The organism is Nocardia sp. NPDC050435, assembly GCF_040655395.1.
Classification (GTDB): domain Bacteria; phylum Actinomycetota; class Actinomycetes; order Mycobacteriales; family Mycobacteriaceae; genus Nocardia.
Genome location: NZ_JBFAJW010000007.1, coordinates 72,290 through 88,313 on the forward strand (window position 1 = coordinate 72,290; position 16,024 = coordinate 88,313).

Here is a 16,024-nt window from a genome sequence, read left to right on the forward strand (position 1 = left end):
GTGGGCTTGCCCAGCGCCGAGAGCGACCTGCACGTCCTGAAGTACCGGGATCCCGCGGCGGCAGCCGAGGTCGAGGCCGAAGTCTCCCGGTTCCGGCAGCACTACTCCCTCGTCCCCATGGAATTGCCCGGTCAGACCTTCAATGTCTGGTTGCAGTCCGACGGAGCGGGCGGCTGGCGGGTGCCCGAACCGACCGCCGAGAACACGGTCTCCGACGAATTGGCCCGGCACTTCCAGGGACTCGCGGACAGCGACCAGCAGCGCCTGCTCGACCGGATGCGCCGGACGCTTCTGGACGGGTCGGCCGACATGGGCGATCGCAGCGAGCCGAAGAGCCGCATGCGCCGCCTCGCCGACCGCCTGCCGTTCGGTTCGCGACAGAATTCCGCCCCCGAGGTCCGGCCGGTGGACCGCGCCCGCGCCGCCGACGAGGCGCCGGAATTCCTCGGCCCTCCTGACCTGCGCGTCGACCACCCCGGAGCCACGGCACTCCGCATCGACCTGACCACCGACGATGCCGGCCGCCTCGGCGACGACCCCGACTCCCGTCCCGACCCCTCCGCCGACCCGGATCGCACTCGCGTCCCGATCGATGACGAGTGGTCGAACCTGACACCGCGACAGGTCGGTGACCGGCTGGCCGAGCTCACCGGGCTACAGGTCTTCGGTTTCGATCTGCCGAACCTGGATCCGGGCACCGTGCAGGACTTCGCCCGCGCGGTCGTCGACCAGCGGGCCGCCTACCCGCACGTCGACCTGCGCAGCGTCGGCATCGGTCCGATCGACGGCGACCCGTTCGCCCAGGCCCAGCCGCGAACCGACCGCACGACCGGCAGGATCCACACCGAGTCGATCACGCTCAACTCCCGATTCGCCACCGATCCCGCCTACTTCCGGGAGCGGCTGCAACTGCGGGTGCAGCAGGGCCGCTTCCATCCGAGCATTCTGGCGCGCCCCGGGTACGGCGCGTTCCTGCACGAGTTCGGGCACGCCGTCGACTACGCCGGTGGCCGCTCGCTGCACGACTCGCTCGAGGACGCGCTGTTGCGGCACTACCGGGCCACCCACACACCCGCCACCGTCGAAGGCTACGAGACCTGGCTGCGTCAGCTCAGCGGTTACAGCTTCGACGGTGACGGCGATCTGAACGCGAAAGAGGCGCTGCCCGAAGCCTTTTTCGACGTGGAGCTCAACGGCGCGAATGCCAGCGAACCGGCGAAGCTCATCCACCGGCTGATGACCGAGGCGGCCGAGCGCGCCACCCGCGCGGACGACACCGGGCTGGACCGCCCGGATCAGCTCGGGGACAGCGAGGAGCCGGATCCGAATGCCGGTGGCGGAGCGAAGAAGCCGCCGAATCAGCCGCCGCCCGCCGCCGCCGGACCACCGGATCCGAGCGCCTCGGGCAAGCCGAATCCGGCGCGGCCGCACACCGTGGAGGTCGACGGCCAGCGGATTCCGGTCCGCCTGGTCGACGACGGCGCCGGGAACTGGCGCGTCGAACCCTACGTGCGCCCGGAACCCACCGCGCCGGAAAGCACCGCGGCCCTACCGGGTACCGAACCGGCCACGACCGCCGAGAACCGGCCGAACTGGTTGCGCCGCAAGTGGGCCGAGCTGCGTGCCGGGTTCGCGGGGCACAATCCGAAGTATCCGTCCGGGTCCGGTCTCGACAGCGCCGGTCAGTCGGTCGTGGCCCACGAAGCGAACCTGCCGGTCGTCAAGAGCACGCCCGAAGGCGATGTGCTGCAGACGAAATTCAACCCCGCACGCATCCTCAAAGAGGGTGCGACCATGTGGCAGAGCCGGGAACTCATCCCCTTCCTGAAGAAGCTGACCAGCCGCATTCCGGGCCAGGCGGGCGAGGATCCGCCGGCGCGCACCCGCAACGGCGAGGAGTACCGGCCCTGGCTGGACGAGGCCGATCCGGAGCTGGTGCGGCGCGAGCTCGGCGTCGACCTCGAGGACCTGCGCCGCCAGGCCGACGCGGAGCGCCCGGAGCTGCCGCAGACGCCCATCGCGGAACCCGTACGGCACGAAGCGAATCCGAACGCGACGGGCCGATTCGGCGAACTGGCCCGGGATCTGGCCGACGCGGCCAACCGGCGCACCGACCTGGCCGGCGAATTGATCGACGCGGCACGGCAACTCGGCGCGGATCTGGGTCCGGAGGTGACTCCCGAAACCGTGCGGCAAGCCCGGGAAGTGCTGCGCTATCAGCATGCGCGCCGGATCGGCGCGCTCGCGGGCCTGGCCGAGGCCGCAGCGCGCTACGACGCGGAGAACCGGCGCATCCCCTACAGCGACGAGGTCAGCTTCTTCGACGCCGACCCGATGACGCGCTTCCTCCGCGAGGTCATCCTCGCCAACGACCGGCCCACCACGATCTTGGACTGGCAGGGCGTCAACAACGGTGGCGAACCCGGCCGCGACTGGGGGGACAACGCTTACACCGACCAGCCGGGCGTGGACGAGGGCAACCCGACCTACTTCGAGAACGCGTTGCGGCGCGACCAGATTCGTGACGAACGTGCCGTCTGGGCGCAGTTGCTCGGCCTGGACCTGGACACGCTGAACGCGCATCCGCGCCACGCGCTGGCCGAGATCATCGACCACATCCGCAGGCACGGGGAGGGCCTCGCGGACTTCCAGGTGCTGATGCGCAACTTCCTGCGGGTGGACGGCGAGGTCTCCGATCTGTCCGGGACCCTCGCGGATCTCGGCCTGCGCGCCTCCGTGGAAACCGACGGCGGATTCCTGCTGCCCGGCGCGGACGGTATCGCCATCCTGCCCGGCGCGGCCGGTCAGCGACCACGCCTGCTCGTCTTCGACAGCGGCCTCGCGCACGAGCGCGTGCTGGCCGACGCGTTGCGCGAGCATCCCGAACTCGCGGAGGCGGTCAACGACGGCCACGTGGATGTCGTGCACCGCATCGCGCACGTGGACCTGGACGGGACCATCCGGCTGCTCGACAACGGGCCGGTCGAGACGCGCCATATCCGGCAAGACGTCGGCAACCGGACCATGGACGTCACGGTCGTGCGCGACCCCGACGGGGCGTGGCGCCCGATCTTCGATACGCCGCCCGGCGAGCGCGCGGCGCCGGCGCACCGGGTTCCGGACGGGTGGTCGCGCGCCGACGTAGAAACCGCCCGCCAGGAACTCGCGCGCCGCCTGGGCATCTCCGAAGACGAGCTGCGCGACCCGGCGGCCCTCGCCGAACGGATGCAGCAACTGCGCGCGGAGAACGCGATTCGCGCCGCCCAGATCGAGGCGATCATCGACTACGGTCGCACCGCCTGGGACATCGATGAGTACCACGCGCGTCAGGACGCGCGCGCCCAGCTGGCCCACCGCCTCGGGATGCATCCGGATCAGATGACCCCGGAGCGGGTGGCGCGTGCGCTGGCCGATGAGTCGATCGGCAAAGCCCGCCGGCATCAGGCGGTCGAGGATCTCGTCGACTACGCGAACCTGCTGCGCGACGACAACTCCGCGGTGGTGGACGCGGCCCGGGACCGGCTGGCCGAGGCGCTCGGCGTCGGGCGGCGGCGCGGCCGCTTCCCGCGCGACCTGTACGCGCGGGACTACAAGAACGACGAGAAGAAGTACCGCCCGAATCCCGACACCATCGACCCGAAGCGACTGCACAAGGCGATCTCCAAACTCGCGGCGCGCGAGAGCGAGCGGACGAATCTGATCAACGCCCTCGCCGAGTACTACCGCACCATCAACAATCTGGACCGGTTCGATTCCGTCCGCTACGGCGACGACGCCGTGGATCCGCGCGTCGCCGACCGCGAATTCCCGGTGCACGACAAGGCGATCGCGCACCTGCTGGACCTGGTCGGCGATCTGGATGTGCTCACCGACGCCCTCGAAGGCGCCGGCATCCTGGACCGCTTCGGCGTCCTCGGCGAGCACACCGGGCCCGCGCCGGAACCGCGCGCCAACCGCGATTTCACCCGCACCGTCGGTGTCGAGCTGCCGGAGCCGGTCCGGCCCGGCGACACTCCGGAGGAGGCGAACAAGAAGGCCGAACGGTGGGCCAAGGTCTACGAGATCTACCGCGACGGCAAGATCGACAAGAAGGAACGTCTCGAGCCTGCGCAACTCGCCGAGGTTCAGGCCGAGCTCCGGGGGGAGACGCGCGACCGGGCCGACGATCTCGATCTGCTCGAGGAGCTGAACCGTCGCGCCGCGGAACTGGCCGAGCAGGAGCAGCGTCCGGCCCGGATCGCGGAGTTGCTGACCCAGCGGGATGCCGCCCTAACCGAGCGCGATGCCGCGCGGGCCGTTCTGGCGGACGCCACCTCGCGTTTCCGGCAGCTACCGAACGACGACAACGCCGTGGCCGAACTCGGGGCGGCAGCCAAGCGGTACTCGGCCGCGCAGGCGGAACTGACCAGGCTGAATGCCGCGCTGGAGGCGACGCGCCCGCCGGAACCGCCGGACGCGCCGCCGCTCGCGGCACCGCGGCAGGGCCCGCCGCAGCCGAGCTCCGGTGGGGCAGCGGCGCGGACACCCGAGCCCGGCGATCCGACCCGGCCGCAGGCCGAGGATCCGGACTCCGTCACCACCCAGCCGCTCGGCGCCGGTGGGGACGACGGGCGCAAGCCGCCCGCCGGTCCGCCGGCTCCCGCCTCGGAGCCGGACGGGCCCGGCGATCGCCCGGACGCCGATCTGGCCCGCCGCGTCACCAACCGGCTCGCCGCCGAAAACGCCGCGGCGGTAAGAGAATTGGATGCCGCTCGCACCGCACGCGCGGAAGCGATGGCGGACCTGCCGGTGCGGGAGAGCGACCTGACCGAGGTCGCGCTGGCCGACACGATCCGGCGGCTCACCGCCGAATTCCCGGATCAGGCAGCGCGTATCGAGGCGCTGCGCGAGGCCGCGACCCGGTTCAACCGCGTCGAAGCCGAGCTGGAGGTGCTCGACCGCGCCGTCGCGCAGGCGATGGAGCGCGAAGCCCTGGCCGAGGAGGGCGCGACCCGCATCGACAACACGGTCGGCGTCGTCGCCGGGGAACCGCCCCGGATCGTGGTTGTCGGCTGGAGCGCCCCCGGCGATGTCCGGGCCCAGCTCGCCGCCCGGTACCCGGAGCTGCGGCGGCTGCTGGCCCGCCCGGATGTGGTGGTCCGGCACGTCGAGATCGCCTACACCGCCGAGGGGCGGATCACGCACCTGCACACCGACTTCGGCCCGGAGCCGACCCGGCCCGCCCCGGCCGCCGACCCCGAGTTCGAAGCCATGCGTCAGCGCGCGGAGGCGCGCGCCCGGGAAGCGCTGGCCGAGGTGGAGCGCCGGGCCGAGCAGGCGCGACAGTCCCGTGACAGCGACTTCGATCGGCGCATGCGCCAACTCGATGATGCGCTCGCCGAGCAGGAACGCCGGTCGGCGGAACTGGAAGCCGCGCTTCCCGAACAGGGTGGGCTCCGCGACCCGCGCCTGGCCGCGGAATTCGAGGCGCTGCGCCAGCGCACCGAGCAGCGTTTCGCCGACGCCCTGCAAGAGATCCAGCGTCAGGTCGAGGAAGCACGCCGCGCCCTGGACCAGACGCAGTCCGGCGACACCGTGCGTGATCCGCAGACGGCCGCGGAGCTCGAGGCGCTGCGGCAGCAGACCGAGCGGCGCTTCAACGAGGCCATGGATGCCGTGCGACGCCAGGTCGAGCAGGCGCGACAGGCGCTGGACCAGGTCCAGACCGCGCAGCCCGGGTTGCGTGATCCGCAGGCGGCCGCGGAGTTCGAGGCGTTGCGTCAGCAGACCGAGCGGCGTTTCAACGAAGCCATGGACGAGGTCCGGCGGCAAGTGGACCAGGCTCGGGAGGCGCTCGATCGAGTCCAGCACCGCGACACCGGCAACAGCGATTTCGATCGGCGCATGCGACGGCTCGAAGCGGGGCTGGCCGAGCAGGAACGCCGGATGGCGGAACTGGAAGGCGGACCCGCACCACGCGATCCGCTGGCCGAGCTCGAGGCGCTGCGACGGCGCACCGAACAGGGCTTCGAAGACGCCATGGCCGAGGTGCAGCGCCGCGCCGAGGAAGCCCAGCGAGCCATCGACGCGCAGCACGCCCGGATCGAAGAAGTCCTGGCGGATCAGCGTGGCCGCCAGCGCGACTTCGAAAGGCGGCTCCAGGAATTCGATCGGGCGCTCGCCGAGCAGCAGCGCCGCGCGGCCGAGCTGGAGGCGTCGGCCCCGCGTCCCGCCGAGGCGGATTTCGCCGAACGCTTGCGCCGCTTCGACGAAAGGCTGGCCGAGCAGCAGCGGCGGCTGCAGGAACTGGAAGCCGCGCTGAACGGCCTCCGGCCGAACGAACCCACCGGCAACGCCACCGATTTCGACGCTCGCGCGCGCCGGTTCGACGAGGCCATGGCCGAGCACGAACGCAAGTTCGCCGAACTCCAGCGCCTGCTGGAGGGACAGCGTCCCGCCGATCCGCCGCAGCCGGGCGACAAGCGGGTATGGCCGCCGGAAGACGGGGAGGCTCCGCCCGCGCCGCGCCCGCGTCCCCCGGGCTCCGATCCTGGAAGTGCCGGGGCGGCATTGCGTCCGGTGGCCGAGGACGGTCCGACGAAGCCGGTGCCGCAGACGTCGGGGACGCCGGTGCGGCAGCCCGGTGGCACGGAGCCGCAGGCCGGTGTGCCGAAGCAGCCCGAACCTGGTCGCGCGGAGCCGCAGGCTGGTGTGCCGAAGCAGCCGGAACCTGGTCGCGCGGAGCCGCAGGCTGGTGTGCCGAAGCAGCCGGAACCTGGCGGCGCGGAGCCGCAGGCTGGTGTGCCGAAGCAGCCGGAACCTGGTCGCACGGAGCCGCAGGCTGGTGTGCCGAAGCAGCCCGAACCTGGTCGCACGGAGCCGCAGGCTGGTGTGCCGAAGCAACCGGAACCAGGTAGCGCGGAGCCGCAGGCTGGTGCGCCGAAGCAACCAGAGCCCGGCACATCGGAGTCGACCGAGCCCGGCACCGCGGTCCCGCGGGTGCGCACCGAGGACCTGACGCCGGAGGCGCGCGCCGAAGTCGAACGGCTGCGGACAGAACGCGCCGAGGCGGTCGCCCACCGCGAGGAACTGCGCGACATCCGCCGGGTCACGGCCGAACTGCTCGCCGACGCGCCCCCCGAGGGCCCGGAGACCGAGGCGCTCGCCCGCGCGACCGAGCGCCTGGACGCCGCCGACGCCGAGTTGGCGCGGCTCGACGCCGAGATCGCCCGGCAGGAACTCGCGGGCACGCCCGAGGGCGTCTACCAGGAACTCATGCGCAAGCGAGCCCAGCTCGCGGCCGAACGCGAGTTCTGGCGGGCCAAGCGCGACGACCGTTTCAGCCGGTTCAGCGACATTCCGCTGCCGGCGCGGAACCCGAACGACGCGCTGAACCAGGCCAACCTGGCCACCACCATGCAGCACCTGGACAACGGCATCGTCCGCACCCGCGGCGTCGCCGGCACCGGTGAGGAAGGGGCCACCCGCGCGCAGGAACTGGTCGGGCGGGACGAGATCGCGCGGCGCCGGGAGCAGATCTTCAGTCTGCAGGACGCGGCGCAACGCTTCATCGACGCCGATTCCGAACTGGCCGATGTGGATCGGCAGATCGCGGCGCTCGGCCGGGTCGGCGTCGCCGAACCCGAGGTGTCGCAGCAGATGCGCGATCAGCTGGATCAGCTGGCGCGTGACCGGGCGCAAGCCGTGCTCGAAGCCAAACCCTGGCGATTGATGCGCGCCGACCTGGCCCATCGGCTCCGGGTCGACGAAAGCCGCCTCGGCCCCGGCGAACTGCGGCAGACCCTGGACGAGGTGGCGAACCGGACCGTCCTCGCCTCCCAGGTCGACGAGCACGGCCGCAATATCGGCCTGCTCGAGGAGGCGGCCAACCGCGTCAACCAGGCCGATCAGCAGATCCACCGGCTGCAGGGCCAGATGGCCGAATTGCTGGGCGCCGGCCGCGACATCCTGAACGATCTCGGCGCGCGCCCGATCCACGCCGACGGCCCCCTGCGCGTCGGACTGGTGGAAGGCGACAATCCGCGCATCATCGTCGTCGCGCCGATCGGCCCGCACACCCATCCGCGTATCGATCACGACGCCGCCTTGGCGGCCGCGATCCGCGCGAATCGCGCTCTCGCCCAAGCGATGACACGGCGCGAGGCGAGCATCGAATTCCACTGGATCGTCGCCGAGCGGGACGCGCCCGTGCGCAGCGCGCGGCTCGACGGCCCGCTACGCGAGTTCATCACCGTTCCGGGCCTCGACGGCCGGCCACCGCTGCACCTGGTGCGCTGGCAGGACGGTTCCGGCGAAATGCATATCCTCGACCCGCGGATCGGCAAACATGACCGGGGCGGCCCGAGCGTGCCGGAGAAGTTCGAGCCGCGCGACCTTCCGGAGGGCATCAGCGGCTGGGGCATGCAACCGGTCGTGGGCGGCATGATGGATCCGTTCGTCGCCAACGGGCCCGGCGTCAACAACGCTTTCCTGCCGGCGATCCCCGGCGGATCGCCGCCCGACCTCGGCATGCAGACCTACGAGCTGCCGTTCGTGGACCTGCCCTACAACATCATTCGCCTGATGCTCGAGCCGGCGAAACTGTTCAAGTTCACCTGGTTCAACGACAAGGAACATCCCGGCCGGATCAAGCCCGGATTCAAGGGACACCCGTGGTTCCGCGCGCCGTTGCGCGACGTGCAGCCGATGGCCCAGGAATTCAATCTGCCCACCAACACGCCCGACAACGGGGAACTGGGCGAACTGTTCAAGCAGCGGCAGCGCGAGGAGGCGGCGGCGTGGAAGCGCGTCCAGGATTGGGCCGACGCCGAGTACAACCGGTTCCGCGCCGACGACAGCGACATCGACCGGATCGCCGATAACCTGCGCGACAACCCGCTGGCGCGGGGCGCGGCACGAGCGGTGCGGGCGGCGGTCCTCGTCGACGTCATCGCCAACGTCGTCGATGATCACATCGCCGGACTGGTCGAGGTCATCCACCGCAGCCCCGACGATCCCGGTCCGGACCTGAGTCGCGCCATCGAGGCGATCACCGGGCACCTGCACCACGAAAGGCCCGGCGACGCCGCACGTTTGGTCAACGACATCCGTGACGCCCTGATGTCGCTGCGCCCCGACCGCGCCGAGATCGCCCGCGCTGTCGCCGAACGCCTCGACAACTCCACGGCCGCGTTCTCCCGCGACGAGATCGCCCAGATCAAGTTCCACCTCATGGAGGCCCACCACCTGCGCATCGACCCGCGCGACGGCGCACCCCACCGCATGCCCCTCGACGCCGTCGCCGACGTCGCCGAAGCCTGGAACCGCCTCATCGCCGGCAACCAGGACCCGAACGTCGGCGACATCCTCCCCGCCGACATCCTGATGCTCCAGGACGCCCTGGCCGAATCCAGCTTCCTGATCGCCCACCCCTTCGCCACCGCATGGCGCGACGCCAACCAGTACGCCATCCGCATCGGCTTCGACTGGGACGCCGTCCGCCCCCCACTGACCGACTGGCGCAAGGGCATCAAGTACGCCCCCACCATCTACGGCCCCGACGACCCCCTCCCACCACCCCCCGACGCCGACCCCGACGACCCGGACGAACTACCGCCCGGCCCACGCCCCCAACTCCCACTCAGCCCGCAGCAGCCGGCGGCCGGGGCACCGGAGAACACCACCCGGCCGGTGGTGGATCCGGACGCCCCGACGGTGGAATTGCCGTCGCCGGACGATGTTGCGACGCAGCCGGTTCCGCGTCCGGGTGATCCGGTAGCGTCGACGGTGGAATTGCCGTCGCCGGAGGGTGTTGCGACGCAGCCGGTTCTGCGTCCGGGTGATCCGGTAGCGTCGACGGTGGAATTGCCATCGCCGGAGGGTGTTGCGACGCAGCCGGTTCCGCGCCCAGGTGATCCGGAAGCGCCGACGGTCGAGCTTCCCCCGACCGGCGATCCGAACCAGGCCGCTACGCGCCCGGTTGAGCGTCCCGGTGGGGCAGAGCCGCCGACAATCGAGGTTTCGCCGTCCGGTCAGCCGGTTCCGCGTCCGGGCGATCCGGAGGGGCCGACGGTGGAGTTGCCGTCGCGGAACGGTGCTGCGACGACGCAGCCAGTTCTGCGTCCGGGCGGTCCGGAAGGGCCGACCGTGGAGTTGCCGTCGGCGGAGGGTGTTGCGACGCAGTCTGTTCCGCGTCCCGGTGATCCAGAAGCACCTACAGTCGACGTGTCTCCGGCCGGAGGTCCGAAGCACGCTGCTGCCCAGCCAGTTTCGCGTCCCGGTGCCCCGGACGCTCCGACGGTCGAAGTTCCGCCATCCAGCAATGCGGACAACGCTGCTACACAATCGGCCACCCGGCCTACGCAACCGGCCGCCCCGGCAGACGAAGTCCCGTCGGCTGCGGTCCGACACAGCGCCGTCACGCGACCAGGTGATCCGAACGCGGCTACGGTCGAGCTGTCGCGACCTGCGGAACCGGCCGCACCGACGGTCGAGACACCACCGGGCGATCCGGCGGCTCAGCAGGCTCCGCGATCGACGGCGGGGGAGGAGACGGTCGAGTTGCCTCCGGCAGCCGGACCGAACGACACTGCCACTCAGCCGGTGCCACGGCCGGGCACCGGAGACCGAACGGTCGAGCTGCCGCCCGTGGGTGCTCCTGCCGGTTCCGGCCAGCCGATCCCGCGCCCGGTCGGCGCGAATGACCCGACGGTGGCGGTTCCGCCGGAAGGTGCGGCACCAGAACAACGTTCTGCGGACCCGACAGCCGAGCTGCCGCCGACAGCAACCTCGGAAGAGGTTGCCACTCAACCGGTTCCGCGCTCACCGGGCGATCCGGTGGGCAACCGGCCGCAGCCTGTGGTCGAAGTCCCGAACTCAGGCGGATTGCCTCGACCAGGTGCGGCCAACCAGGCGAATCCCGGATCCGGGCGGCCCGTCACCTCGAACGAGGCACCCGCACAGCGTGATCTGGGTGCGGAAACCCGTCGTCCCCCCTCGGAGGGGGGATCCGACCCGCAAGACCCCAAGGTGAAGCGCGGCAGCACTTTCCCGGAGGAGACGACCGAGGCAGTTCCCCGCCGGACATCCACCGAGCCAGAACCGGTTGGCGGTGTGGCTCGGCCGGAGCCGGTTGGCGGTGCAGTTCGGCCGGAACCGGTTGGTGGTGCTCGGCCGGAACCGGTTGGCGGTGCTGCTCGGCCGGAACCCGTTGGCGGTGCTGCCCGTCCGGAACCCGTTGGCGGTGCTGCTCGGCCGGAACCCGTTGGCGGTGCTGCCCGTCCGGAGCCTGTCGGCGGTGCGACCCGGCCGGAACCGGTTAGCGGTGCAGTTCGGCCGGAGCCGGTCAGTGGTGCAGTTCGGCCGGAGCCGATCAGTGGTGCAGTTCGGCCGGAGCCGATCAGTGGTGTGGCTCGGCCAGAACCGGTTGGCGGTGCGACCCGACCGGAACTCGGGGGCGGCCAGGCCCGTCCACGGCCTGAAGCTCCGGAAGCTGCTGCCCCGCCGCGACAGGGCGCGGCTGCGCGCCAAGACCCCGGCTCCGATCCGACCAGCGCCGGCGAACCGGAAGCCGGTGTCGGCCCGAAGCCGGAAGTCGCCCCGGGCGAACAGCCGGGCCAGCCGGAAACGCCGCCTGCGGAACCCGGCCGCACCCCGATCGACGACGAATGGTCCCGGGTCGATGATCGCGCCGAAATCAGCCGCCGCCTCGGCGAGCGTTATGGCCTGGACTTCGACGGCTTCGATCTCGACGGCCTCGATATCGACACCGCCCGTGAAGCCGCCCGCGCACTCGACGAGATCCTGTCCAAGTACCCCGAAATCGACTTGGAGAACTTCGCTTTCGGCCCACTGCGCGGCCCGCGCGCGGACGCCAAGATCCTCGGCGAGACCACCCCGGGCGTCCGCTTCGCCAGCGGCCCGCAGGCCCGCCGCCCAGGCTTCCACCTCACCACCCGCTGGATCACCTTCAACCAGCGCTACGCCACCGACGCCTCGGCGCGGACTGGATTTGCGGCACGCGCACTGCGCGGCGGTTATTGGCCCAACGGCGCTGACCGCATCGTCTACTCCGCCATCATCCACGAACTCGGTCACGCCTTGGACCTGGCCGGTCAACGCCACGCCGGCCACCGCGCTTTCGACGCCCTGCGCGAACACTTCGCCGCCACCCACGCCGACGCAGATCCGTCGAAATTCCGGACCTGGCTCCGCCAGCTCAGCGGCTACAGCTTCGACGAGGACGGCCGCTTCGACCCCTCGGAAGCCCTCGGCGACGCCTTCCTGGACGTAGAACGCAACGGCCCCAACGCCTCCGAACCTGCGCGAGTCCTGCACCGCCTCCTGATCGATGCCGCCCGCGACCCCGACGCGGGCCCCTACGTCGACCCCGCCCCGCCCGTCGACCTCGATACCGTCACCTTCGACCCCGATTTCATCACCTCCGCCCGCGACCAACTCGCCGGCGACCCGCGCCCACCCCTGACCCCCACACCCCCGGAACCGACGCCCGGGCCCACGAAAAAGCCACTACGGCAACGCATCGCCGAACGTTTCGGCCGCCCTGGCAACCGCCCGGACGACCCCACCGCGACCCGCCAGGAACCTGCCGCCCCGCGCCCCGCCCCCGCGGAGCCGAACCTCCAGAATCCCGAAAGTCGCAGTGTTCCAGCCGAATCAGGCAAGCCCGCACAGCCGACCACCCGTCCGGCCCAGGATCAGCCGCAGCCGCAGCCGCAGCCGCAGCCGCAGCCGCAGCCGCAGCGGCAGCCGCAGCCGCCTGCTGCTCGCCCACAACCGCAAGCAAACCCCGTCGGTCAACAGGCTCCCGAAACGCCCGCGGCCGCTGATCCTGTCGCACCGGTCGTGGCGGAACCCACGCCACCCACCGCCTCCGCCACGCGCGACGGCGGCACACCGGACCTGAACGCCGCACCGAGCCGCACCGAGACACCCCAGTCGCCGGGCCACAATGTCACGTCGGCCGATCCGATCCCCCGCGAACGCGCCGGGTTGCCAGCCCCCGATCCGGCACCGCAGGAAACCCTTTCGCCCGCACCAGATCCGGCTTCCGGCCGAAGCCAACTTCCTACGGCACGCGCGGAGGAATCGGCACCAGCGGAAGTCACCCACCCGGTCAACCCGAGCACCCGGCCGACCCCTGCGACCCGGCCGGTCCCTGCGACCGAGGGTGCTGAAGCCTCGCGCCTGGACGAGCCCACCGCGACCCGCGAGGAGCCTGTCGCGCCGCGCCCCGCACCGTCGGACCCGAGTGCTCGGCCGGCCACTGGCACTCGGCCAGCCCCCGCGACCGAGGGCGCTGAAGCCTCGCGCACGGACGAGCCCACCGCGACCCGCGAGGAGCCTGTCGCGCCGCGCCCCGCGCCCTCGGATCCGAGTGCTCGGCCGGCCTCTGGCACTCGGCCGGTCCCTGCGACCGAGGGTGCGGGAGCACCCCGCACGGCCTACACCACCGGCAGTGTCGAAACCGCGTCTCAGCGCAACGAACCCAATCCGACTGAGGGGGAGCAGCGCCCGGTTGCCGATCCTGGGGCGGTCGATCCAGAGGGAACACCTCGTCCACCAGCGGCTGCGGAGGGGCCGAATTCGGGAGCACCGCAGCAGCATGTGCGCCAGGGCCTGCCGGAGGTAGCGACGCGACCGGAGGGGAGCCCGGACGAATCAGAACGGGGAAATGCCGAACGGCGACCAGTTGCCGATCCGGCCGAAGGCGAGCGGACGGGGTCGCCACGACCGGCCACGAATACGAACGAACCTGGAACTCGCGAACGAGGTGGAACTCCGCCGGATGCTGGGGCGAGCTCGGAGCCCACGCGTCCCGGCGGTCCTCCCGCAGAGCCGGAGGAACCTGAGACTCCTGAACCTGGTGGAGCATCGCCGGATTCAGCCGCAGGCCGAACTTCGGAATTAGCGCGCCCTGGCACCGAGCCGGGCGGCGCTGCCCGCGCGGCGGGCGATCCCGACGAGGGTGCCGACGCGGCACAGCGTGATCCCGGCTCTGAGGGCCCCGACGACCCGGATAACAGTCGACCCGCCGCGCGGAACTCCGCGGGCGGCCGTGACGAATCCAATGGACAGGAGCCGCCGGCAGCCCCCGCAGATCCGACTAGCGAGCGGCCGCGTCCGGCGCCGACGAGCGGAATCGCGCGCTCGCACATCCCGCATCCGCCAAAGGAGTACGACCTCGAGGTCCCCCACATCGAGGTTCACCAGCCAGTCCAAGCGCAGCCATACCCCGTCCCCCCGCCCCCTGTCCCCCCGAAACCCCCGCTGCCTCCCAAGCCTCCGGCACCCCCTACGCCCCCAGTACCCCCGAGGCCACCGGCACCCCCGAACCCTCCGACCCCGCCGGGACCACCGACCCCGCCGGAGCCGCCGAAGCCGGAGCCGCCGAAACCGGAGCCGCCGAAGCCGGAGCCGCCGAAGCCGGAGCCGCCGAAACCGGAGCCGCCGAAACCGGAGCCGCCCAAGCCGGAGCCGCCGAAACCGGAGCCGCCGAAACCGGAGCCGCCGAAACCGGAGCCGCCGAAACCGGAGCCGCCGAAACCGGAGCCGCCCAAGCCGGAGCCGCCCAAGCCGGAGCCGCCGAAACCGGAACCGCCGAAACCGGAACCGCCCAAGCCGGAACCGCCGAAACCGGAACCGCCCAAGCCGGAACCGCCCATACCTCCGCAACTTCCGGAGCTACCGGAACTGCCTAAACCTCCGGCACCACCGGAGCTTCCCTCACCGCCGGGTTGGCCAACCCCTCCTCAGGGCCCCGCCCTGCCCCCGCCGGGTTGGCCGGCGCCTCCAGGTGATCCGGCGCTGCCGACATGGCCGGATGAGGCGCTGCCGCCGACCGGCCCATCTGTGCCTCCGGGTTGGTCTGTGCCGGGCACTGATTCGATGCTTCCGAGGTGGTCTGAGCAGCCCGAGCGTCCGACGCTGCCGCCGCCTCCGGGGTGGCATGCACCGGGTGCTGATTCGTCGCTTCCGGAGTGGTTTGAGCAGCGCAACCACCCGACGCCGCCTCTGGCTCCGGGATGGTCTGTGCCAGAAGCTGATTCGCCACCGATCGCCCCTGCCTGGCCTGACCACAAGCAATCTTCGTTGCCAACCGTTCCGCCCAACTGGGCCACATCGAGCCCGGACCCGACTCCCTCGGTGCCGGATTGGTCGGCGGAGCCTGGATCAGCCCAATCGACAGGTTCGACGGAGCGAACCGGACAGCTGTCGCCACCCACTCGGTCTTCCGGCTGGCCCGACGCCGCGCCCGCCCCGGAAGTTCCTGTTCCGTCCTCCGATTGGCCGGTCCCTCGGGAAGTGCCGGCCGAGCTGACGCTGCCCGGTCCGCCCAACACCTGCGAACCGCCGGCGATCGGCGCCGAGGGCAAAGGTGGCGACACCCCGCCATCGCCCTCGATGTACGCGGCACAGGCCGAGGCTCCGAACGGCCATGGCGCGAACGACTCGAGCCCCGCTCCGGCGGATCAGTCCGCGGCCCCACCGCCGATGGCCCCGCCGATGCCGCCGATGTCGTCTTCACCTGCGGCGCGCCCCGCCCACGCGTTCCCGCGGACGACCGCCTACGGCAACGGCCGCCCCCCGGAGAACGGAAACCACGCCTCCACGGGGCTGGTCGTGCGTTCGCACTCCGGTGTCGGCGAGTTCGCCGAGTTCGATCCGCGGACCGGCGCGCTGCGCAGCGGCGCGATCGGCCAGGTGTCCGGCCTCTACGGAAACGTCGGCGACCTGTCCATGGTGTTCTACCGGGACGGCGGTCGGCTGCTGCTACACACGGGCGAGCGTCTGATCGATCTGGACACCCACCCGATCGGCGTGCACTGGCAACCTGCCGACGATCAGACGACACGCTTCGTCCTCAGCGTCGACGGCGTCATCGTCTGCGACGTCTACTACCGCGCGGTCATGTCCGATCTCGATTTCGGCCTGCTGATCCGCGACGTCCTGACCGACCCCGCCCGCCGCACCCGCATCTTCACGGCCTGAACCGCACCCGCACAATGACCAGAGAGTGAGGAGC

Annotated in this window: 1 protein-coding gene (only partly in view); it reads left to right on the forward strand. The window is 71.5% G+C overall.

The annotated features are described in order from the left end of the window. Positions 1–15,990, forward strand: partial view of a hypothetical protein gene (locus tag AB0I43_RS22155; protein ID WP_357432607.1) — the 3' portion only. The gene continues 12,771 nt to the left of window position 1, outside the view; only the last 15,990 of its 28,761 coding nucleotides appear in the window; the start codon falls outside the window, past its left edge; its stop codon occupies positions 15,988–15,990. Positions 15,991–16,024 lie beyond the last annotated feature (34 nt).